Source organism: Pontibacter sp. CAU 1760 (genome assembly GCF_054482735.1).
Genome location: NZ_JBTLRL010000003.1, coordinates 362081 through 383335 on the forward strand (window position 1 = coordinate 362081; position 21255 = coordinate 383335).

General features: G+C 51.3%; 14 protein-coding genes and 1 riboswitch. Of the genes, 6 read left to right on the top strand and 8 right to left on the bottom strand.

Going from position 1 to position 21255, the window contains the following annotated elements; genetic code table 11:
* Nucleotides 1-76 precede the first annotated feature (76 nt).
* Nucleotides 77-496: an OsmC family protein gene (locus ACXYMU_RS06215; RefSeq protein ID WP_458985496.1), complete on the top strand. Its 420-nt coding sequence runs from the start codon at nucleotides 77-79 to the stop codon at nucleotides 494-496.
* A 115-nt stretch (nucleotides 497-611) separates the two neighbouring features.
* On the opposite strand, the gene ACXYMU_RS06220 is transcribed toward ACXYMU_RS06215, so the two are convergent.
* The 4 genes from ACXYMU_RS06220 to ACXYMU_RS06235 form a co-directional block, all read right to left on the bottom strand.
* Entirely contained in the window at nucleotides 612-1889 is a 1278-nt protein-coding gene (locus ACXYMU_RS06220) for a sulfate adenylyltransferase subunit 1 (protein WP_458985497.1), read from the bottom strand.
* A gap of 1 nt (nucleotide 1890) precedes the next feature.
* Nucleotides 1891-2799 (bottom strand): sulfate adenylyltransferase subunit CysD, encoded by a 909-nt coding sequence (gene cysD / locus ACXYMU_RS06225; protein ID WP_458985498.1) that lies wholly within the window; start codon nucleotides 2797-2799, stop codon nucleotides 1891-1893.
* An 82-nt stretch (nucleotides 2800-2881) separates the two neighbouring features.
* Entirely contained in the window at nucleotides 2882-3601 is a 720-nt protein-coding gene (locus ACXYMU_RS06230) for a phosphoadenylyl-sulfate reductase (protein WP_458985499.1), read from the bottom strand.
* 338 nt (nucleotides 3602-3939) lie between these two features.
* A riboswitch (SAM riboswitch) is annotated at nucleotides 3940-4043 on the bottom strand.
* 244 nt (nucleotides 4044-4287) lie between these two features.
* The gene (locus ACXYMU_RS06235; protein WP_458985500.1) at nucleotides 4288-4839 is read right to left on the bottom strand and encodes a hypothetical protein; all 552 of its coding nucleotides are present in this window, start codon (nucleotides 4837-4839) and stop codon (nucleotides 4288-4290) included.
* Between the two features lie 555 nt (nucleotides 4840-5394).
* On the opposite strand from ACXYMU_RS06235, the gene ACXYMU_RS06240 reads away from it, so the two are divergent.
* Together ACXYMU_RS06240 and ACXYMU_RS06245 are read left to right on the top strand one after the other, a co-directional pair.
* Nucleotides 5395-6984 (top strand): flavin monoamine oxidase family protein, encoded by a 1590-nt coding sequence (locus ACXYMU_RS06240; protein WP_458985501.1) that lies wholly within the window; start codon nucleotides 5395-5397, stop codon nucleotides 6982-6984.
* Between the two features lie 285 nt (nucleotides 6985-7269).
* Nucleotides 7270-8430, top strand: a complete 1161-nt coding sequence (locus ACXYMU_RS06245; protein ID WP_458985502.1) for a pyridoxal phosphate-dependent aminotransferase — start codon at nucleotides 7270-7272, stop codon at nucleotides 8428-8430.
* A 589-nt stretch (nucleotides 8431-9019) separates the two neighbouring features.
* Here ACXYMU_RS06245 and ACXYMU_RS06250 read toward each other — a convergent pair.
* The gene (locus tag ACXYMU_RS06250) at nucleotides 9020-9937 is read right to left on the bottom strand and encodes a Hint domain-containing protein (protein ID WP_458985503.1); all 918 of its coding nucleotides are present in this window, start codon (nucleotides 9935-9937) and stop codon (nucleotides 9020-9022) included.
* Between the two features lie 595 nt (nucleotides 9938-10532).
* Between ACXYMU_RS06250 and ACXYMU_RS06255 the strand changes: the two genes are divergently transcribed.
* From ACXYMU_RS06255 to ACXYMU_RS06265, 3 genes are read left to right on the top strand one after another with little or no spacing between them, the layout of a single operon-like run.
* Nucleotides 10533-13691, top strand: coding sequence for a SusC/RagA family TonB-linked outer membrane protein (locus ACXYMU_RS06255; protein WP_458985504.1), 3159 nt, complete (start codon nucleotides 10533-10535; stop codon nucleotides 13689-13691).
* A gap of 38 nt (nucleotides 13692-13729) precedes the next feature.
* Nucleotides 13730-15202, top strand: coding sequence for a SusD/RagB family nutrient-binding outer membrane lipoprotein (locus ACXYMU_RS06260; RefSeq protein ID WP_458985505.1), 1473 nt, complete (start codon nucleotides 13730-13732; stop codon nucleotides 15200-15202).
* A gap of 46 nt (nucleotides 15203-15248) precedes the next feature.
* Nucleotides 15249-15689, top strand: coding sequence for a hypothetical protein (locus tag ACXYMU_RS06265; protein ID WP_458985506.1), 441 nt, complete (start codon nucleotides 15249-15251; stop codon nucleotides 15687-15689).
* Nucleotides 15690-16842: 1153 nt separating this feature from the next.
* Here ACXYMU_RS06265 and cas2 read toward each other — a convergent pair.
* Genes cas2 through cas9 form a run of 3 tightly spaced genes read right to left on the bottom strand, consistent with a single transcriptional unit; the run spans nucleotide 16843 to nucleotide 21192 of the window.
* Nucleotides 16843-17148: a CRISPR-associated endonuclease Cas2 gene (gene cas2 / locus ACXYMU_RS06270; RefSeq protein ID WP_458985507.1), complete on the bottom strand. Its 306-nt coding sequence runs from the start codon at nucleotides 17146-17148 to the stop codon at nucleotides 16843-16845.
* 14 nt (nucleotides 17149-17162) lie between these two features.
* Nucleotides 17163-18065 (bottom strand): type II CRISPR-associated endonuclease Cas1, encoded by a 903-nt coding sequence (cas1, locus tag ACXYMU_RS06275; RefSeq protein ID WP_458985508.1) that lies wholly within the window; start codon nucleotides 18063-18065, stop codon nucleotides 17163-17165.
* Nucleotides 18066-18069: 4 nt separating this feature from the next.
* On the bottom strand, nucleotides 18070-21192 hold the full coding sequence (gene cas9, locus ACXYMU_RS06280) for a type II CRISPR RNA-guided endonuclease Cas9 (protein WP_458985509.1): 3123 nt from the start codon (nucleotides 21190-21192) through the stop codon (nucleotides 18070-18072).
* Nucleotides 21193-21255 lie beyond the last annotated feature (63 nt).

Genomic DNA, 21255 nt, shown 5'->3' on the forward strand with positions numbered 1-21255 from the left:
AAATGACAAATTTTATAGCCGAGTAGCATTTAAAAAGCAAAACGGAGCACTTTAAACAGAAGCAGTAAAAATAGATATGGAAGTTAATTTAACACGCGTAGACCAGGATTTTCATTTCACGGGGGTAGGTGCCTCTGGAGTAGAGGTACACATCGACGGCTCTCCCGAGATTGGGGGACATAATGCCGGTGCCCGCCCGATGGAGTTGCTGTTAATGGGCTTGGGTGGCTGCAGTGCCATCGACATCATCCAGATCTTAAAGAAGCAGCGCCAGCAGATAGATGCCTATAGCATTAAGGTGACGGCAGAGCGGGAGGCTGGAGCAGTGCCTTCGCTTTTCAAGTCCATACATGTGCACTTTGAGTTTCGCGGACCTCTGGAAAAGGAAAAAGTAGGCAAAGCCATTAACCTGTCGATGGACAAGTATTGTTCTGTGGCGGCTATCCTGTATAAAACCACCACCATTACGAACAGTTTTGACGTAGTGGCTGGCTAAATAAAATTAAGCCAAAGGCAAAAAGGCCGCTGCGGGGTATACCTGCAGCGGCCTTTTGTATGCATGGCCCTGCACGCGGTATGGTAACCGGTGCAGGGTGGGTATGCCCTAATGCTTAAATCATGTAGTTCAGCTCACTCTCATGCGACACAGTGGCTACCATACCGGCGCCCACCGTGGTGAAGGAAGTCTCGTCGATGAGGATGAAGCCGCCGTTGGCCCGGTTCTTTAGGTAAGGGTCCACCAGCAGCGGAGTTGCCACACGCACCTGCACACGGCAGATGTCGTTTAGCTGCACCTGGTCTACATCTTCTATTTTGTCGAGCGAGTTTACATCTACTTTGTACTGTATCTCACGGATCACGGCACGGGTTTCGGTGGAGTTATGGCGGAGCAACAGTTTAGCGCCCGGCTTCAGGGCCTTGCTGTTCATCCAGCATACCAGCGCCTCAAACTCTTTGGTTACATCCAGGTCTTCTTCCTGCTTCACAATCACGTCGCCACGGCTGATGTCCACGTCGTCCTCGAGCTGCAGTACCACCGATTGCGGCGCAAAAGCTTCCTCGATCTCCTTGCCCCCCAGTTCAACAGATTTCACCGTAGAGGTCTGGCCTGAAGGCAATACCACCACTTTGTCGCCTTTGCGGTAGATGCCGCTGATCACTTTGCCCGCATAGCCACGGTAGTCGTGGTGCTCGTGGGTATGAGGCCGGATAACGTACTGTACCGGGAAGCGGGAATCCTCCAGGTTAAAGTCCTGCGACACGGGCACCTGCTCCAGGTGCTCCAGCAGGCTCGGGCCCTGGTACCAGTCCATCGAGCCGGAACGGTCCACGATGTTGTCGCCTTTCAGGGCGCTCACCGGTATAAACGTGATGTCCTTAGACGTCAGCTTCTTCGAGAACTGCTTATAATCCTCTACAATGCGGTTGTATACTTCCTCATCAAAGCCCACCAGGTCCATTTTATTGATGCAGATCACCAGGTGCGGGATGCCCAGCAGCGAGGAGATGATGGAGTGGCGGCGCGTCTGCTCCTGCACCCCGTGGCGGGCATCCACCAGAATGATGGCCAGGTTGGAGTTGGAGGCACCTGTCACCATGTTGCGGGTATACTGGATATGGCCCGGCGCGTCCGCGATGATGAACTTGCGCTTCGGCGTGTTGAAGTACTTGTACGCTACGTCAATCGTGATGCCCTGCTCGCGCTCGGCCTTCAGGCCATCCGTCAGCAGCGACAGGTCCACCTGCCCGTCCTCGTTCACGCGGCCCGAGCTCTCGATTGCCTCGAGCTGGTCGATGTAAATCTGCTTGGTGTCGTACAGCAAACGGCCTATCAGCGTGCTCTTTCCATCATCTACGCTACCTGCAGTAATAAATCTTAATATATCCATCTTAAAAGTATCCTCCTTTTTTACGGTCTTCCATAGCGGTTTCCGATAGTTTATCATCAATGCGGGTAGCGCCGCGCTCACTTATCTTTGATTCCACGATCTCAGCGATCACACTGTCGATGTCGTAAGCCACCGACTCTACGGCAGCAGTACAGGTCATGTCGCCCACGGTGCGGAAACGTACCTGACGGGTGACAATCTCCTCTTCCGGGTCGCGGTGAATGAAACTGGAGGTAGCCATTAGCTTTCCGTCGCGCACCAGGCACTCGCGCTCGTGCGTGAAGTAGATGTTGGGCAACTCTATTTCTTCGCGCTTGATGTAGTTCCATACATCCAGCTCCGTCCAGTTACTGATCGGGAAGGCGCGTACGTTCTCGCCCAAAGAGATGCGGCCGTTATAGATGTTCCACAGTTCCGGGCGCTGGCGTTTGGGGTCCCACTGGCCAAACTCGTCACGCACCGAGAAGATGCGCTCCTTGGCACGGGCTTTCTCCTCGTCACGGCGTGCGCCACCAATGCAGCAGTCAAAGCCAAACTCCTCGATCGTTTCGAGCAGGGTATAGGTTTGCAGGCCGTTACGGCTGGCATAGCGGCCGGTTGGCTCCGAGAGGTTCTGCTTTTTGATGGTGTCCTCCACGTGGCGCACCACCAGTTTTTCACCCAATTTCTCAGCCAACTGGTCACGGTAACTGATTGCCTCCGGAAAGTTGTGCCCCGTATCGATGTGCACGAGCGGGAATGGGAACTTGCCAGGGCGGAATGCCTTCTCGGCCAGGCGCACCAGGGTAATCGAGTCTTTTCCGCCTGAAAAAAGGAGTGCCGGTTTCTGAAACTGGCCAGCTACCTCGCGCATGATGTGGATGGCTTCTGCCTCCAACTGGTCGAGGTAATCTAGATATCTCTTTGTCATCTTTATAAGTTAGAGAGTTAGAAGGTTAAAGAGTGAACATGCTTCAACTCCTGATTCGTAACTCGGAATTCGTAATTCATAATTATCGTGCGTGCAAGCCGCACTCTTTCTTGCTGTTGCTTTCCCACCACCAGCGGCCAGCCCGGAAGTCCTCGCCCGGGGCCACAGCGCGTGTGCAGGGCGCGCAGCCGATGCTCACAAAGCCTTTGTCGTGCAAGGGGTTATAAGGGATGTGCAGTTCCTTTACCGCTTCGCGCACACCTTCAAAAGTCCAGTCGAGGAGCGGGTTGTATTTAATCATCTGGAAGCCCGGATCATACTCCAGCAGCTTCAGGTCCTGGCGGGCATCAGACTGCTCTGCCCGGATGCCCGTGATCCAAAGCTTTACGCCCTGCAAAGCCCGCTTCAGGGGTTCTACCTTCCGGATGTAGCAGCACTCTTTGCGGTTCTCGACGGAGTTGTAAAAGCTGAGCGTGCCTTTCTCTGATACCAGTTGCTCAACCGCCTCGTGGCGCGGGAAGAAAACCTCAATCTTCTTGCCGTAGTGCTCGTTGGTTTTGTGCAGCAGGTTATACGTCTCGTTGAATAGGCGCCCTGTGTCCAGCGAGAAAACCCGGACCGGGAGGTTGTGCTCAAAAATAAAATGGGTGATGAGTTGGTCCTCGATGCCCAGGCTAGAGGAGAAGGCAATCTGGCCCTCAAACTCGGCAGCTAGCAAGGTAAGGCTCTCTACAATGCTCTTGCCTTCTAACTGGGCAAGCAAAGCCGGCACCTGGGTTTCTAAAGCTACTGTTTGGCTCATGTATTTACTATAAATTCTATAGAGATTATCTTACAAAAAAAACAAGAAAGGCTCCCGAATGCCGCGTGTTTTAATAAGGATTGTTTTAGTTTGTTGAGAACTACGCAAATTAATGATGCGCAATTTACTCAAAAAAATCAGCTTATGAAAAATGAGGGAGAGCCGCAGGGTAGGGCGGAGTGCTTAAGCGCGTTAACTGAAATCTCAGATCGGCTTGTTAGCACTGCATAAAACAGCAACAACAACAATTGGCTTTGGTGAAAGCAGGCATTGACTCGGCAGTAGGGCCGTGTAAAACAAAGGAGGTGGTGTTGATTGTTGTTTGCATTGTCTTATTCAATTTATATGTTCCTGCCGCAGCAGGATAGGATTTGGCACCTTCCCGGTCGGGTGGTTGCCAGAGGGTCACGGAGCCTATTCTCTCGCCTCTTCTTTATAAATTTGACTGACGGTTAAGTCAATTGGTATTAGAATTACAAATTTAGTGTAATATTTTGTTAAATGCCTAATGGGCAGGTGAAAATATATTCACAACCCTTTTTCGGGTTGTCACCGGCTAGTATAACATCCTGCTATGCGGAAAGTTCAACGGAGCCACTTACGGCAGGTATAAACACAACATGCCGGCCCAGCCCAATCAGGTAAAATGAATGTATGCAGGAGAATGGAACTGGCTGAATGATGCCTTAGACTGGCCAGTGCTTCGGTAGCTTTGCCTTGGCTGCCTGGGGTGGTGCGATGCGTTCGTGTAGCTGCTGCAAAATGTAATTAACGTCCTCTGCATACTCAATGTAAAAATCCTCATGTACATTGCTTAGCTTCTGCAGCACAAACTGCATGCGCTTGATCAGGTAATCCTGCAGCGTTTGGGCGCGGTAAAGATGCGCCACGATAAACGCATGGTGGGCTTGCAGGAAACGACGCAGCAGGAGCAGAGTCAGTTGTATTTCCCCTTCCTTGTCCTTTGTGTATTTTACATGGCGTGTAATCTCAGCATTCAGGACGCGCATGTCCATCATCAGGTATCCGGGCGAGTATGGGTCAAATTCCGCCTGCGTGTTGATAGCGGCCATCAGTTGCTCGCGTCGTTCCTGCAACGTATCACCTTGCTCTACCAATTCATACTGTAGCCGTTGGCAGAGGGCATCGTCCTTTTTCAGTAACCGGAAAAGGAGTTTGTCCTTTTCTGTATCCGGCAGGCTGCTGATCGCTTTCTTGAATTCGGGGGACAGTTGCATCGTTTGAATGTTGGTTAGGGGGTTAGCTGGGTATGGTGTCCTCTGCACAATGCGTGAAGAATCAAAAACGGTCTTACGGTGGCAGGGGTTGTATTGTAAGGGCAAGGTTACATGTGCGCGAATAAATAGGGCTCTTGTCTAAAGTAAGTTCTTAAACCTGTGTTTTGCAACAGCTTCGCGTCTGTGACGCATTAACTGGACCTGTGGTACGAATTTACCCTTGCAAAATCTTCAGGTTCGCCCGCACCCAAAGCCCATCAAAGGATAACGCTCTCAAGGGTATTAGCTTGCAAAAACAAGACTGGTCTGGATGTATGCTATGGCCTAAGGTAGGTGTTGGCAGCGACATTAGCCACTTTGCTATGGCAGGGTAAGCGTTTTTAGTGATTTTATATTTTATTTTGTTAAATATTTAAAATTATGTTTTAATAAGCGATATTTTTTGATTATATTTCAAATATAAGATCATTTTGGTGGTGATTTGTTAATCACTTACTGTTCTTCCTGCACAACTTCACAAATAATATAGCATCATGAACCCTAAACCTTTAGTCTATGGCAAGTATATCGCGTCGGGATTTTATTTCAAAGGCATCCGTATTGGCCGGGTCAAGCTATCCGGCCATGATTGCGCTGGGCCTCTTGAAAGCGGCACCTGCCGAAGCATTTAACCTTTCCGGGAAGGGCGACGGCAAGCACGTCATCATACTCGGGGCGGGCCTTGCAGGTATGACAGCCGCCTACGAGTTGAACAAGCTGGGCTACAAATGCACCATTCTGGAAGCGCGCGACAGGGCCGGTGGCCGTGTATGGACGGTGCGCAACAATACCACCGAAACTGAGTTAGGGGGCACCACCCAGCGGGCGCGCTTCGATGAGGGCCAGTATTTTAATGCCGGAGCGGCCCGGATTCCGCACCACCACGAGCTCTCGCTGCACTACTGCCGGGAACTGGGCGTACCGCTCGAAACCTATAACAACATCAACGAGGCCGGGTTTCTGTACAGCGATGGAGAGGGGCCACTGGCAAACAAACGCGTCCGAATCCGGGAGATACACAACGACATGAGGGGGCACACCAGTGAGTTGCTGGCTAAAGCAATCGACCAGGATGCGCTGGACCGGCCCATGACGCTGGAAGACAAGGAGATACTGATTGAGTACTTACGGGCAGAAGGCGAACTGAACCCCGACAAACTTTACAAAGGCACTCCCCGCCGTGGTTATGTGCTACCGCCCGGCGCCGGGGATGCACCCGGCAAGCTGGCCGATCCCTACGAACTTTTCGACATCATGAAATCCGGCCTTATCGGTCACTCCTTCTACAACATCGGCGATTACATTTACGAGCAGCAAATGACCATGCTGCAGCCGGTAGGGGGTATGGATATGATAGCAAAAGCCCTGGAGCGGCAGGTCGTCAAGCAGGTGCAGTACAAGGCAGAGGTGCGGGAGATTCGGAAAACCACGACGGGCACCCGTATTGTGTATGCGGACGCCACCGGCAAAACCAAAGAGATTCAAGGTGACTACTGCATCTGCACGATTCCGTTGCCTGTGCTCTCTGGCATCAGTTCCGACTTTTCCTCCGCTGTGCTGCGGGCCATTGACAACATCACCTACTATGAGGCCGGAAAGATTGGCCTGCAGTTTAAGCGGCGTTTCTGGGAAGAGGACGACCATATATACGGCGGCATCTCCCGCACCAACATGGACATTCACCAGATCTTTTACCCCTCCAACGGCTTCCTTTCCAGGAAAGGCACGTTGGTAGGCTACTACAATTTTGGTGATAAGGCCATTAAGGTAGGCAACCTGTCACATGCCGGGCGCGAAAAGCTGGCGTTGGAGCAGGGCGGCAAGCTGCACCCGCAGTATAGGCAGGAGTTTGAGAGTTCGTTTTCGCTGGCCTGGCACAAGATACAGTATAGCCAGGGGGCCTTTGCTACATACTCCTCGGAACAGCGTAGCCGCTATTACCCGACGCTGTTGCAGCCTGACGGACCCATCTACTTTGCCGGCGAGCATACCACTTACCTGACGGCTTGGATGGCAGGAGCCTTTGAGTCAGCCCGGCGCACGGTCCGCGACCTACACGAGCGGGTGATGCACACGCAGCAGGCCCAGGTGGGGGCAAAAGGGTAACGCCAAACTATTCTATACTGGGTTCGACCAGGAGGAGCGCTTCTTAAAAGCCAGCCGTGTAGCGAACCTGAGATTAGCGAGCTGACTTTTTAGCCGATCATTATACCTTCATTACCCACAGCTTACAGATTTCAATACCAGTGCCCGCAGTGCATTTCCTGGCACGCTGGCATCGGGGTTAACACTTTTGACGGGGCATTGCTGCTGCAGTGGCTTTAGCTGTCTTTATGCTTTAGATGATTTCTCACATTCAAAATCAATTCATACACTTTAAGCTTTACAAACATGGCAACAGAAATGAACAGAAGAAATTGGATCAGGTCTAGTGCGCTGATAACAGCTGGCCTTTATTTGGCTAACTTCCCGCAAACGGCAAAGGCTGCAAAGCGTACCTCCATGCTGATTCCTCCAAAAGCCGACATGCGCAAAATCATGGCTGACCTGCCACGCATGCAAGCTCGGCTCACCTCGAACGAAAACCCCTTCGGGCCCTCTGAGAAAGCTAAAGTAGCCCTGCGTGAGGCAATCGACGAAAGCTGTCGTTATCCGCGGGAGCGTATCATGGCTTTGCGGGCAGCCATCGCCAAAGAAGAGGGCGTAGCAGAGGAAAATGTGCTCCTGGGTGCTGGTTCCAGTGATTTGCTGCTGGCTGCCGCCCTGCGCTACTCCGCCAATGGGGGCACGATTCTGTCTGCAGACCCCACATACGCCTCCCTGATCCGGTCGGCGATGGAGGTGGGGGCCAAATGGGAGAAAGTGCCGCTTACCAAAGACTTTGCCCACGACCTGGACGCCATGCAGCAGAAGGTAAACGACGATGTCAGCCTGGTATACATTGTAAATCCCAACAACCCTACCGCCACCCTTACGCCTGCCAACAAGCTGCGCTCCTTCTGTGAGGCAGTGGCTAGGCAGAAGCCCATTTTCGTGGACGAAGCCTACATTGATTATGTAGAAGACCCTAAGAGCCAGTCGATGGTGGACTGCGTACGAAAAGGGCAGAACGTGATCGTGGCCCGCACTTTCTCCAAGGTGCATGGCTTTGCGGGGCTGCGGGTGGGGTATGTGATCGCGCTGCCTGAGGTGGTGCAGGAACTGGGCAAGTATACCAATGGGGGCTTTAACCTGAGCGCTACGTCTGCCAGCGCTGCGTTGGCCAGCCTCCAGGACAAGGCGTTTGCGAAGTCCTGTATCCAGAAGAACAAGGAAGCACGCGATTATACGTACAGCGTGCTGAAAAAAGAGGGCTATACCTACCTGCCGTCGCATGCCAACTTTGTGATGTTCCCGCTGAAAATGAGCGGCAAGAAATTCACGGAGGAGATGCTGAAGCGCGGGGTAGGCGTGCGCTCCTGGGAATTCTACGACCAGCAGTGGTGCCGCGTGAGCATGGGCACCATGGATGATATGAAGTTGTTTGCAGACGCTTTTAAGCAGCTGTCTTAATTAAGGCCGGTGTGCGAAGCTATTGACCCGGCCAGGTGATATTGTTTGTTTTATTATTTTGGGAATCCTTGCAAAGCCCTTTCCATTTCAATTGGAAAGGGCTTTCTCATGTCCTGATCTCTCTAATATAATAGTCTTGGAGGTCAGTATTTACTCACTCTGTAACACAGGATGTATTTTCCTTATTTTAAGATACCGTTATACTATCAGAGTATGGTTGTGAAGGTATACAGGTAATCAGGCAGAATAAGCAAGGCAGGTATACAGTAAAGAAAAGCTCAATTAGCGGTGGGAGTGGCCTAATACTCTACCGCTGGTTTGAGCGAACTGGGAACTGGAGATAAAGCAGTGCGCCGGTGTAACTGACGGAGCGCGTTTTGTAGCACCCCAGTTGGAGATTATCATTAGGGGGCCCCACCACGAAAGCTTACCAAGTAGTATGCTTAGTTATAGGGGTTTTACCCACAAGTTAAGCGCTGGAGGGAGATAGGAGGGTATAAACGTGCGATACACCAAAACCCAAATGGCCCGAACACGCGTTGTGTCCGGGCCTCTGGTACTATGTTAGGGTGAGGTTTCTGCGTGTGTTTTACTTGTCCAGCACTACGGTGCCGTTAATGAGGTAATTGCCGGTCTTTGTCTCCAGGTTATATACCCGCTTGGTTAATTCCTTTTCCTGGGCAACTTTGGCTGCAACGCGGTACTGCCTGAAGGCCTGGCGGCCATGGTCGTAATGATACAGCACATCGCCGATCTGGACAGCACCCATTTCTTTTTGGCCCTCCGCAGTCAGGATGGGGTGATTTGCTGTGGCTGTCAGCGTTAAGGGGGCTGCCGGAGTCCAAGCCGTGGCAGCAGCGAAAATTTCCTCAGTAGGCAGTAGCACCAGCTGGGTGAGCGCAAAGCCCTCCCCCTTAAAATGCGCTCGAAATGCCGTTACGGTGGTAGGCTCTGCCTGCAGGGTCAGGCGGTTGATGGCCATGACTTCATCGCCGGCAGCTACTCTCTCGATAGGTTTAGTTGTTCCATTGGCTAACTCCACCAAGGCACCCTCCGGAAAGCAGAAGTCATAATCGCCGGCATCTTTGGCTACTGGCGTGGTTTTGCCTGCGTTTGCGTGCGCATGGGCGTATTCTCTTGAGAGTGCAAAGGCCAGTGTGGACAAGAATCCCTGCTCTTTTTCGCCATTATACTTTAGCTCATCTATGTAAAAGTCCCAGGCTTTCTTATCGGCATTGGCCCCCGGCACGCATACTTTAATCAATTTACCGCTTTTAGGTGTACTGTACAGCGCCAGGGTGCCTACTTCTGTCCGGTCTGCACCTTTCATAATCTTGTACAGGTATATTTTACGCTCCACCCCGTCGCTGTAGTTAAAGACGTAAGGCTTCGCTTCGCGGTCCAGCACATAGGTATTGTCAAACTTCATATAGGTGTCCTGCTCTGGATTGCCTAGGTCAACAGCCGCTAGTTTCTTGTAATCCTCCAGCGTGAACGCGGCTGACACATGCTGTCCATGACTTTGAGCAGCTACTGCTAAAGACAATACAGTGGCAATGACACATAGTTTAGATGATACAAATCTGTAAACAGGTGAAAATAGGATAGTTTTAATTTTTGATGCTTCTGGTTTCATGCCGCATTAATTAAGAGGTGAGACAATGGTTAAACTGGAAATTTTATCAATTCTAATTAAAATTTATGTAAAACTCTAAGATTATACCTAAAAAAAATAGGGGTATGTTAAATATATACATAATATTTTAAAATATACCCTGTAAAATTATGGGGGTGACTAATTAATTACCTTAAATACAGTAAAAGTAAGTGGTTGCTTTTAAGTGAAATGGTAAATTGATAATGATATAGCAACAAAACCCTTAATACATTTAATTATTTTAAATAATATATTGCATTTGTTAACAATATTTTAAAAATAATTTGCTTTTGTGAATTCTTCCTTCTAATATTGATACAGCATTTCTAGCAGTCGAAGCAATCACAAAGTTGCATAATTTATATAGCGTGCTTTTTTGAATAGCGCTTTTGAGGTACTGCGGCTATACCCTTTTCTAGCATTTCCACTTTAAATTTTACCATATATGAACAAATCTTTACTAACAGTAATGGTTATTTGGCTCTTGCATAGCAGCTATGCGATGGCTCAAAGCAGAATGGTTTCCGGAACAGTTACCTCACAGGAAGACGGCTCGCCGCTCCCCGGCGTAAGCGTCGTGCTGAAAGGCACCACCAAAGGAACTGTCACCGGTATAGAGGGCGGGTATAGCCTGGCTTTGCCGTCGGAGAGTGGTGCGCTGCTTTTCACCTTCATCGGAATGCTGCAGCAGGAAATCCCGATCGGTAACAAGGCGGTTATCAATGTGGTGATGGCGCCCGATTCCAGGCAACTGTCAGAGGTAGTGGTCACGGCCTTTGGTATAGAGCGTGAGAAAAAGGCGCTGGGCTATACCATGCAGGAAGTGAGTGGCGAGTCGTTGGCCGAAGTGAAGACGTCGAACGTGGTGAACAACCTGTCGGGCCGAGTAGCGGGCGTGCAGGTTAGCAGCAACGGCGGGCCGGGCAGCAGCTCCAACATCGTGATCCGGGGGATGGGCTCAGTGAGCCGCAACAACCAGCCGCTCGTCGTGATCGACGGGGTACCCATCCAGCAGGCCAGCAACAACCGGTATGGCGGCGGCATCTCAGAGGTCAACCCCGACAACATCGCCTCCATGTCTATCCTGAAAGGGCCTAACGCAGCGGCGCTCTATGGCTCGCGGGCAGCGAACGGGGTGATCCTGATCACAACCAAAAACGGGTCGAAAACAAAAGGCATCGGAGTTGAGGTAAGTACCAGCACCACCTTTGAGCGTCCGCTAGTGGAGCCCGATTTCCAGAACATCTACGGCGGCGGAAACGGTTACCGCACCTGGTATAGCAATGGCCGCAGTGGTGCCATCACAGATCCGCTGGAGATAGAGCAGTACCGTGCAGCCTATGGCCCGAATGCCCCGCTTAACGGCACGGCTGGAACCGACGAAAGCTGGGGTGCCCCCCTGGACGGACGCTTGGTGCGCCAGTGGTGGTCGGGCACCGAGGTGGCACCGCTCACCCCGCAACCCGACAACTGGGATGAGTTCTGGGAGACGGGCAAAACCTTCTTCAACTCGGTGGCGCTCTCGGGGGGCACCGACAAAGGCAGCTTTCGCTTGTCGGTGGGCCGCCTCGACCAGACTGGCATCATGTATAACAACGACTTCAGGCGAAACAACATCAGCCTGAACTCCGCCTACAACCTGACACCAAAACTGAAGGCCGTGGTGAGCGGGGAATATATACAGTCGGAGTCGGATAACCGCTCCTACCAGTCAGGGCAGCAGTTTATCTGGTCGCACCGGCATGTGTCGTGGGAAAAGCTGAAGAACTGGCAGGAATATGCAGACGCGCACATCCAGAAAACAGGCGACAACCTGCCGCCAAACTGGCAGCACACGTACTTCACGAACCCTTTCTTTCTGCAGGATGCCCTGCCGAACGGCAATAACAAGGACCGCCTGCGCGGCAACGCCTCCCTGAGCTACGACTTTGCCGACAACCTGAGCCTGATGATGCGTAGCGGAACAGACCTGTGGACGGATACCCGCATCAACGTGAATGGCTGGGAGCGTACTTCCAACGGCAACCAGTTATTTGGGGCCTACAGTGAGGAGGTGCTCCACAACCAGGAGACGAACCACGATGCCATACTGTCTTATAAACAGGACCTGAACAGCGATCTGTCCTTTAACGCGCAGGCTGGTGGGGTAGTGCGCAAAAATTACTACAAGCGCAACTACGCAGCCGTGGCACAGCTGGTGATTGACGGACTTTATACCCTGAACAACAATGCTGTGCCGAATACGAACCTGAGCGCCATAGAGGAGTTTACGATGCAGAGCTTGTTCGGTGCAGCCCAGTTCAGTTTCCGCGATGCCCTGTTCCTGGACGTAACAGGCCGCAACGACTGGTCCAGCACGCTGCCAACCTCCAGCAACTCGTTTTTCTACCCGTCGGTGTCGTTGAGCGCCGTAGTTACTGACCTGCTGCCGATCAGCAGCAATGTGCTTTCGTTTGCCAAGGTGAGAGGCAGCTGGGCGCAGGTGGGCAACGATGCCGACCCATACCAACTCTACCAGCTGTATGACGCCCGCACACCCTGGGACGGCACCCTGCCCGAGTTCAGCGAGAGCACCGACATCAACAACAGCAACCTGAAGCCCGAGATAACCACGGGTACGGAGTTTGGTATTGACATGCGCTTTCTGGGTGGCCGGGTAGGTGTAGACGCGACGTATTACGAGCAGAGCACCAAAGACCAGATCTTGGGCGTGGAGATATCCAAAGCCAGCGGCTACAACCGGCGTTTCCTGAATGCGGGCGAGGTAGTTAACAAAGGGGTGGAAGTAATGCTGAGCGGTACGCCGCTGCAGCTGGCCAACGGCTTGCAGTGGGATGTGGCTGTGAACTATGCCCGCAACCGCAGCAGAGTGGTGGAATTGGCGGAGGGCCTGACCACCTATACCCTGCATGCTACCCGGGGCATGTCGTCGGAGGCGCGGGTAGGCCAGGCCTACGGCACCTTCTATGGCACCGCCTTCAAGCGCTCACCAGACGGACAGGTGGTATACAAAGACGGGCGGCCGCAGGTGGCAACGGGGCAGCAGGTGCTGGGCAACATTCAGCCAGACTGGATCGGCGGTCTGTCGAACTCCTTCACTTACAAAGGCATCACGCTGAGCGCCCTGATAGACGTGCGCAAAGGCGGGGATATTTTTGACGAGGGTACCGGCACTGCCCGCTGGACCGGCCAGTATGCCGAGACAGCCGTGGGCCGTGAGGAAGGCGTAATCGGCAAAGGCGTGAAGAACATTGGCTCTGAAGAAGCGCCTGTTTACGTGCCAAACGACGTGATTGTGGATGCCAAGCTTTTCTACAGCTACAACAACCCCCGCACTTACCATGAGTCGGCGGTGATTGACGCCAGCTACGTGAAGCTGCGCGAGGTAAGCCTGGGGTATGAGATTCCGGCTTTCCTGACCGGCAGGATCAGGGCGCAGTCGGCACGGATAGCGTTTGTGGGCCGCAACCTGGCGATCCTCTTCAAAAATAACCTGCACATCGACCCGGAGGTAGACTCGCAGGGCGGCAACGCGCAGGGCTTTACCTATGGGCAGTTGCCTAACAGCCGCAGCCTGGGCGTGAACCTGGATATCAGATTCTAGGCAATCATCTTTCATAATTTCTTAAAAGGATAATCGATATGAAGCTATACACCAAGAGAATTTTGAAGGCGCTTTGCGTGGCGGCAGGGGTGGCAGGCGCAGTCGCCTGTACCGAAGACTTCGAGCAAATGAACATCAGTCCCAACCAGCCCACGGCAGTAAACGCGTCGGTGCTGCTGCCGGCCGGCATCGAGTCGAGCGTGGACCGCTACTGGGGCCACCGCAACCGCTTTGAGCGCCTGAACCTGGATGGGGGCATGCTGTGGGTGCAGTACCTGGCCCGCAACATCTACTCCGATGAAGGGGACAACTACAACATGAGCCCGGCCTACTACGTGAACAACTGGAAAGGCTTTTACAACGACGCCCTGTTGAATTTTCAGCGGATCATTATCCAGTCGGCGCCAGAAGGAGCCAGGCCCAACACCAACTATGAGGGCGTTGGGCTGGTGATGCGCTCGTGGGTGTTCTCGCTGCTGACGGATATGTATGGCCCGATCCCATACTCCGAGGCACTGAAAGGCACGGCTGCTGCGCCCATTTATACCCCCAGGTACGACTCGCAGGAGGCGGTGTATGCGGGCTTGCTCGCCGACCTGAAACTGGCTAACGAAAAACTGGTGGTGGGCGGCCCGAAGGTGAGCGGCGACATCCTGTTCGGCGGTGACATCCTGCGCTGGAAAAAGTTTGCCAACTCGCTGCGCCTGAAACTGGCCAACCGCCAGGCAGCCAGGAAACCGGGCGAGTCGCGGGCCATTATGCAGGAGATCCTGAGCGACCCGGCTACCTACCCGGTTTTTGGCAGCAACACCGACTATGCCGTGCTGAAGCACTCCAGCGTGCGGCCGAGCAACAACGAATGGCACGAGGTGATGATACAGGGCGGCCGCACCGACTGGAACCTGAGCAAGACACTGGTAGACAAGCTGAAAGCCTATAACGACCCGCGCCTGGCTGTGTATGGAGAGGCCGTGAACGGCGAGTTTGTGGGCGTTCCGAACGGTTTGCCCGATGCCATTGCCACCACCTACCTTGCCAGCAGTGCCAAACTCGGCACCTATTTTACGCAGGCTACCACGCCAAGCCCCATCATGACCTACTCGGAACTGCTATTTACCCTGGCCGAGGCCGCCGTGGATGGCGACATTGCAGGCGACGCGCAAGCCTATTACGAGCAGGGTATAGCTGCTTCGTTCGGGCAATATGGCCTTGCCATGCCCGCCGGATACCTGGCGGCGGCGGGCCCGGCCACTAAAGAGAACATCCTGACACAGAAATGGATCGCCTTGTTTGGGCAGGGGATAGAGGCCTGGACCGAATACCGCAGGACAGGTTACCCGGTGCTGCCAGCGCCTGATGCGCGTGCTTTGTTCATGAACGATGGCGTGTTGCCTACGCGCCTGCAGTACCCTTCCACAGAGTACTCGCTCAACGCCACGCAGCTGCAGGCCGGTATTACACTGATCGGCGGCACCGACGACAAAAAAGCCGCGCTATGGTGGGCGGAGTAAGCCCCGGATTCCTGAATCATTTATAACAATTCAAAACTCAACGAACATGAACCTACTGCATACCAGAAAATTACTGACCGCACTCTTTGCGATGTGCTTTTTGCTGACGGGTTGCGAGAAAGAAGACGCCATGGTGGTTGACCGGGTGGCTTCCCCTGTCCTGATCACTATTGCCGGTACATCCTTTGCGGCCAGCGAAACCGTGAAAGTAACCGCCACGGTGTATCAACTCGACAAGAGCGGCATCCTGGACCATACTGTCGGCATCGACTCCCTGCCCGTGGCGAATCTGGCCCTCCGAATTGTTGGCAACGGTATACCGTTGGGCGACTTTACCACGGATGCCGCCGGCAAAGTGAACCTGACCAAAACCTGGAGCGAACTGGGCTATGCCAGTCCGCAAAAAGGCAATGCGGTGCAGTTGGAGTGGTCGGGCAGCTATAAAGGGCAGCCCTTCTCTAAACTCTCGCAGGTGCAGGTAAAGTAAGCCCAAGCCGCAATGTTAATTTATTTACTTTTTAGCCAAAGTGAATGCTTGCCGCTGCCCCTTACCTGTGGGTGGTGGCAAGTTTCTTTTTAGGGGGGAGGTAGGGATGGGGGAGATAAGATGGGATTGATTCAGGTGGATGAACAAGGTCTTGTATTTTAAAAAGAAAATATTTATACTTGTTTAAACTTACGCTCTTTGACCTGCTGAGATTGATTTCAAAGATTTAAAAGATACATTTACTGTTACTTCCTATAGCCACACCGGGCTGTTGTAGATTGATTTCAAAGATTTAAAAGATACATTAAGAACGTGGGTAACGATTACTCCAAGGTGGTTGTAGATTGATTTCAAAGATTTAAAAGATACATTATAGCGGATGCACATTCCTGGCTATGTCGGGTTGTAGATTGATTTCAAAGATTTAAAAGATACATTTAGGAAATCCTTTTCCGGCACGAGGGCAAAGTTGTAGATTGATTTCAAAGATTTAAAAGATACATTACAGGCACTATCCGCAAGGTCGGAGCGGTGGTTGTAGATTGATTTTAAAGATTTAAAAGATACATTGACGAACCCGGCCCAGTGGCACTGGCTTTTGTTGTAGATTGATTTCAAAGATACATTCCCCAAGATCAGAGCCATCAACTGGTGAAGGTTGTAGATTGATTTCAAAGATTTAAAAGATACATTAAGTCTGTAAATACTTCGTTTCTCTTTCTAGTTGTAGATTGATTTCAAAGATACATTGCAGTTAAGCTGCTTTTATCTGCATCAGGAGTTGTAGATTGATTTCAAAGATTTAAAAGATACATTGAAGGGGGGTGTGCGATGAGAAAGAAACTAGTTGTAGATTGATTTAAAAGATACATTCCTGAACCGGATGATACAGGCCAATGAGCAGTTGTAGATTGATTTCAAAGATTTAAAAGATACATTGCTTATGGTTGCGGGAGTTCGCGGCCCATAGTTGTAGATTGATTTCAAAGATTTAAAAGATACATTAGAGGATGGTTTAATGTATTGTTATTTAATGGGTTATATTGCTTTTACTGGCGATAAAAACAGTTCTTGCTATACCCTGTTCTACTACGTTGCTATCTTTTAATTAAAAAATCCTGCCGATTACTGACACATCGGCAGGATTTTTTGTTTAGAACATTTCGAGTTGTTTGGGCGCGGCACTTACTTTTTTACGGCCAGTTCCCCAGTAGTTGATAATGCGCCCATACTGCTTATCCGTGAACTGCGCAATGCTGATCTGGCCTTTTGGTGGAAGCATCTGCCTGATACGCCTGGTATGCACATCGGCACTTTCTCGGCTTGCACAATGCCGGATGTATACCGAGTACTGCATCATGCTAAAACCGTCTTTTTGCAGGCGTTTCCGGAACTGCGTGTATTCGTACCGGTCTTGCTTGGTCGAGGTCGGGAGGTCGAAAAATACAATTAGCCACATGTTTCGATAGACACTTAGTCTTTCTTGCATAACTCAGGGTACAGAATATCCTCACGGTCACCGGCAAAGCAAGCGGCCAGCGATGAAGTGGTTTGAGATAAGGCCACCAGCAGCGGGCGCCTATTTCCATCCAGCCGGACATCATGTGCCAGCACTTCCAGCAATGCTGCTTTGTGTACTTTGGTCAGTGCTGTCGGGGGCCCTTCAGTTAAAGTTATTTGTTGTACTACCCTGTCTACCAAAGGGCGATAAGGCTCCATGATATCATCGGCAAGGCAGTAGGCGTTGTAGCGGTTATGGTGATGGATACCAAGTATTGGCAGTAAACCAGAACTGACCAAAGCCCTGGCAACTCCTGCCCTTAATATCGCATAGCCATAATTCAACAAATTGTTAGGAGCATCCCCAAAGCGATCACGCAGGAAAGGCAAGGGTGTGAACAGGTGCTTCCAGTAATGGCGGGCAGCACGAGCTTCCAGGTTGGTGCTGTCGTTGCTGCGCACATCGCGCCAGAACCGGAGCATCGGCTCGTGAGGTAGCTGCAACTGGTGAAGGAGCAGTGCCTGGTTTCTGATTTTTGCCTGCACAGTTTGCTGCCAGAGCTGTTTTATCAACGGCTTTTTAGCAGAAAGCTGTTGCCGGAAGCGCTCATTTTGCACCGAGTGGCTGCATAAGGGTAGGAGCAATCCACTCGGGTGGTGTTTTTCGTCGCAATAAACCACTGCTACATTGTTTGCTAGTAGCTTTTGGATGACCGCTTGCGAATAGATCAACTCCGGATGATCCATGACCAACATACCGATGTCCTCCACAGGAACATTGTTTAGTTCCCCGCTGTCACGGTTCACGATCACAAGTTGCTCCAACCGGATGTTCAAATCCAATTGTGAGCCAAGGTAAATGGTTCGCTTCAACATGAACTTATACCTTTAGAAATTTACCAGTTGTTGAGATGTTTACCTTTATCGGATTTATAGCTTCCCAACCTTTCATACTTCTAATAGCAAATTCTTCATCTTGTATGTTTATAGTAGCAGCGTTATGTTTTCTAAAAGTATAATAAGATGCTGATAGCTTTTGAACCCGGTATAAATTGCCTTTGAGTTGTTCGTGCAGGTCAGCGGCGCTCCAGTCTATGCTATCTTCAGGTATCCCGAGCAGGAACATATCATTTATCTGTAGCGTGGCATATAAGCGATGCCCCTCTTTATGCACTGGCTGCACCGCAGTTAAACCCTGTTTTTTTCGCTCTACTGCTTCATAAAAAGTAACTACCTCCTCATACTTTCGCCCGGCCTCATCTATATAGATTGCAACATGGTGGTTGTTGCCCGGCTCTACCCATTGGTTCATATCCTGCTTCAACTGTACCATACCCGTTGAGTTCTCCTTGATGCGCACTTTTTTGATCGGGTTCTGTCTTCCGGTTTTGCCCTTAATGTTAGGCATGTACAGCGGCTCTGTAAAAGCTGTCTTAGGAATCGTGAATTTCTTTCCTTCCGGGTTTTCATCATGTTTCCTGATGCGATCCTTTACCAGTTCCCGCACTGCAGGGTCTACTATTTTATGCACCATAGCGGGTGTCAGGTCCTGCAAATTTTTGCGAACCACATAAAATTCGTTATTCAACAAGTCGCGGCGTTTGCCATACACGGTTTCTTTGTGCAGTTGCCCACGCGGCGACACATGCCGCTGCACCGTCTGGTTGCCATTTTTGTCTGTCTCCTTTTTGTTCCAGGTACTTATGGTGCGGCTGCTTTGCTTCTGCGATACCAGTATATTCTCGATCGCGGAGCGGGCATCACGGTAAAAGCTTTCCCAGGGCATCGGGTAGTTGTGCAGTGGCAAGGCACGGCCCAGGCTGTTCCATCGGCTCATTTCGTTCAGCATGGCAGGCGTAGTGAGGGCTACCACCAACGCATCCACGGCATGGTGGCGATGGTCGTCGCGGCTCTTGTAATTGCCTTGCTGGTTCAGGATGGAGTTAAGGCCCCAATAGTGGCGTAGCGGGGCAGTGGTATTGCCCGTGGCTACCTGCACTTTTATCCCCAGGCTTTTTAAGTAAGCCTGTGCTTCGCGGCTGATGTAGCGGGTATCATTCAGTTGTTTCTGGGCAAAATCCTCATCCAGTTTTTCCTGCATAAACTTCTTTAGCTTACTGTCCTTCTGCCTGAAGTTGTGGATGCTGAAACCCCGCACACGGTCCAATACCTGCTGGTAGGCGAGTGCATTACCAGACAGGCACTCGAATGGTGTTTTGTTGCCTTTGTTATTGTTAAATCCTCGTTCACAGAGCGTTTTGTTGGCAAGGCTGTCGTCGAGGGTGCGGCTGTAGGGTAATATATGCTCTATCTCAAACCTGCCATACTCAAACAGGTCTGTAAAGCTGATCTGTGCGCCTGTATAAGGGCAAATCTGGTTGCACTCTTTCCATAAATGATACTTGTTGATGGCCTCTTTACTGGGCCTGCCAATGCCCTTGCTTTTCAGGTATTCGTAAGCTCCCTGGTTGCGGCTCCGGTTGCGCTGTTGCTCCGCCCGTATCTGAGCACGTTTATCAGCCGATACTTTCATGTCGCGGGACAACTCTACCCGTACAACCTCGGGTTTTCCGTGTTCCTGAATGATCTGGTTCACGAGGGTGCGCAGCTCGTAAAGTGCCTGCTGCACAATGGGGTTTCGGAGATTTTTGGGCGCGCCAAGCTTCTCCAGGTTTTCGTCGTAGTCACTTATCTGGCTGTGGTGGTAGCCTGCCAATCGGGCAGCCTCGTCGTATTTATACCCCTGGCGCAAGTGAGGGAGCATCTTTTGGATGGCCTTGTGGCTAAGGCTACCGTACCCTTCACGGAGGTGCGTTTTGCGCAGTTGCTGTAGTTGCTTTTCGGTAAAGTCCCACTTCTCTTGCGCATAGTTTTGCAGCCAGTCGGTGTCCTCCGCAAAAAAGAGCGTATGCCATACCTCCAGTTTGCCTAATTGTTTCTCGGCTGCATTTTCGGGTAAGGTTTTATCTAAGTCCGATAGTTGCTGCCATACATCCTTGCCAAATAATTTGCCTAGCTTAATACTGGTTTCATTGCCCCGGAAAGTCTCGTCTTCATAGTTAAGGGTATAGTCTTCTGTCAGCTTCAGTTTTTTCCTGATGTCGGTGGCCTTAATGCTTTCTTTGGTATAGAACAGTTCTACCAGTTTCGATTTTTCTTCGTCATCCAGTGGTTCTTTTAGCCGGTCGGGCCCGGTGATCTCCAGGTTGTTCAGTATCTGCCACATCCTGAATTCCTCAAATGCCTGGTGGCTAAGCGGTATGCGCGTTTTCTTTGGCTCAAGCGTGCACTTGCCAACCAAGTGCTTTTGAGATTTGAGGGGGCGCTGGTAAAAGACTATTCCAGCATCCGGGCTGCCTAACTTCTGCTTCAGGTCATCTGTCAGCACAGTGGGGTGGTAGCGCTGCTGCTCCTGCCACAGCAGGTCGAACTCCTGCTGGTACCACTGCCGCAGCGTATAGCGGTTGCGGAGCCTTTGTTCGTGCGGGTCGAGGCTGGCCAGGTATTCTCCAAAAGTCCTGAAGCCGCCCTTTTGCCATTCTTCCTCCGTTTGGTTAATGCCTGTTTTACCATTCCCGCCCTTCTGCATAGCCCCCACTTCGGCATTGCCTGATTTTCGATTGCTTTTAAAGCCTCGTCGCTGGTTTAGGTGAAAGATGGCACGGCCAAACTCATGTAGTGTAAGTTCTGCGGACAAGCCTTTGCTTCGGAATTGGTAGGGGCAGGTTTGCCAGAATTCAGGTTGCTCCGTTTTTGCAGGCATCATGCCAACCTGTTGCAGGGCTTTTCGGAGCAGGTTATTGCGAAAACGGCGCCGGGCCAGTTGTCTGCGTTTTTGCCTGTACTCGCGTCGTGCAGCATTTTTTGGGGTTTCTTTACCTCCGTCAATGTTTACACCAGCCTGAAAGATGTGAGCACCGGCAGCAGCCACTTTTTTATCGGCAGTATACACCAAAGCCCAACCAATTGAATTGGTGCCAATATCAAGTCCTAAAGTTTTCATAGTAGATTATTTGCTTATTCTAATATGAATATATACTTTAGCATTGAATTTGAGAAATCAAAT

Excerpts from the sequence above, each read along its gene's own strand:
- ACXYMU_RS06215 (WP_458985496.1), top strand. The coding sequence starts at position 77 with ATGGAAGTTAATTTAACACGCGTAGACCAGGATTTTCATTTCACGGGG.
- ACXYMU_RS06220 (WP_458985497.1), bottom strand. The coding sequence starts at position 1,889 with ATGGATATATTAAGATTTATTACTGCAGGTAGCGTAGATGATGGAAAG.
- cysD (WP_458985498.1), bottom strand. The coding sequence starts at position 2,799 with ATGACAAAGAGATATCTAGATTACCTCGACCAGTTGGAGGCAGAAGCC.
- ACXYMU_RS06230 (WP_458985499.1), bottom strand. The coding sequence starts at position 3,601 with ATGAGCCAAACAGTAGCTTTAGAAACCCAGGTGCCGGCTTTGCTTGCC.
- ACXYMU_RS06235 (WP_458985500.1), bottom strand. The coding sequence starts at position 4,839 with ATGCAACTGTCCCCCGAATTCAAGAAAGCGATCAGCAGCCTGCCGGAT.
- ACXYMU_RS06240 (WP_458985501.1), top strand. The coding sequence starts at position 5,395 with ATGGCAAGTATATCGCGTCGGGATTTTATTTCAAAGGCATCCGTATTG.
- ACXYMU_RS06245 (WP_458985502.1), top strand. The coding sequence starts at position 7,270 with ATGGCAACAGAAATGAACAGAAGAAATTGGATCAGGTCTAGTGCGCTG.
- ACXYMU_RS06255 (WP_458985504.1), top strand. The coding sequence starts at position 10,533 with ATGAACAAATCTTTACTAACAGTAATGGTTATTTGGCTCTTGCATAGC.
- ACXYMU_RS06260 (WP_458985505.1), top strand. The coding sequence starts at position 13,730 with ATGAAGCTATACACCAAGAGAATTTTGAAGGCGCTTTGCGTGGCGGCA.
- ACXYMU_RS06265 (WP_458985506.1), top strand. The coding sequence starts at position 15,249 with ATGAACCTACTGCATACCAGAAAATTACTGACCGCACTCTTTGCGATG.
- cas2 (WP_458985507.1), bottom strand. The coding sequence starts at position 17,148 with ATGTGGCTAATTGTATTTTTCGACCTCCCGACCTCGACCAAGCAAGAC.
- cas1 (WP_458985508.1), bottom strand. The coding sequence starts at position 18,065 with ATGTTGAAGCGAACCATTTACCTTGGCTCACAATTGGATTTGAACATC.
- cas9 (WP_458985509.1), bottom strand. The coding sequence starts at position 21,192 with ATGAAAACTTTAGGACTTGATATTGGCACCAATTCAATTGGTTGGGCT.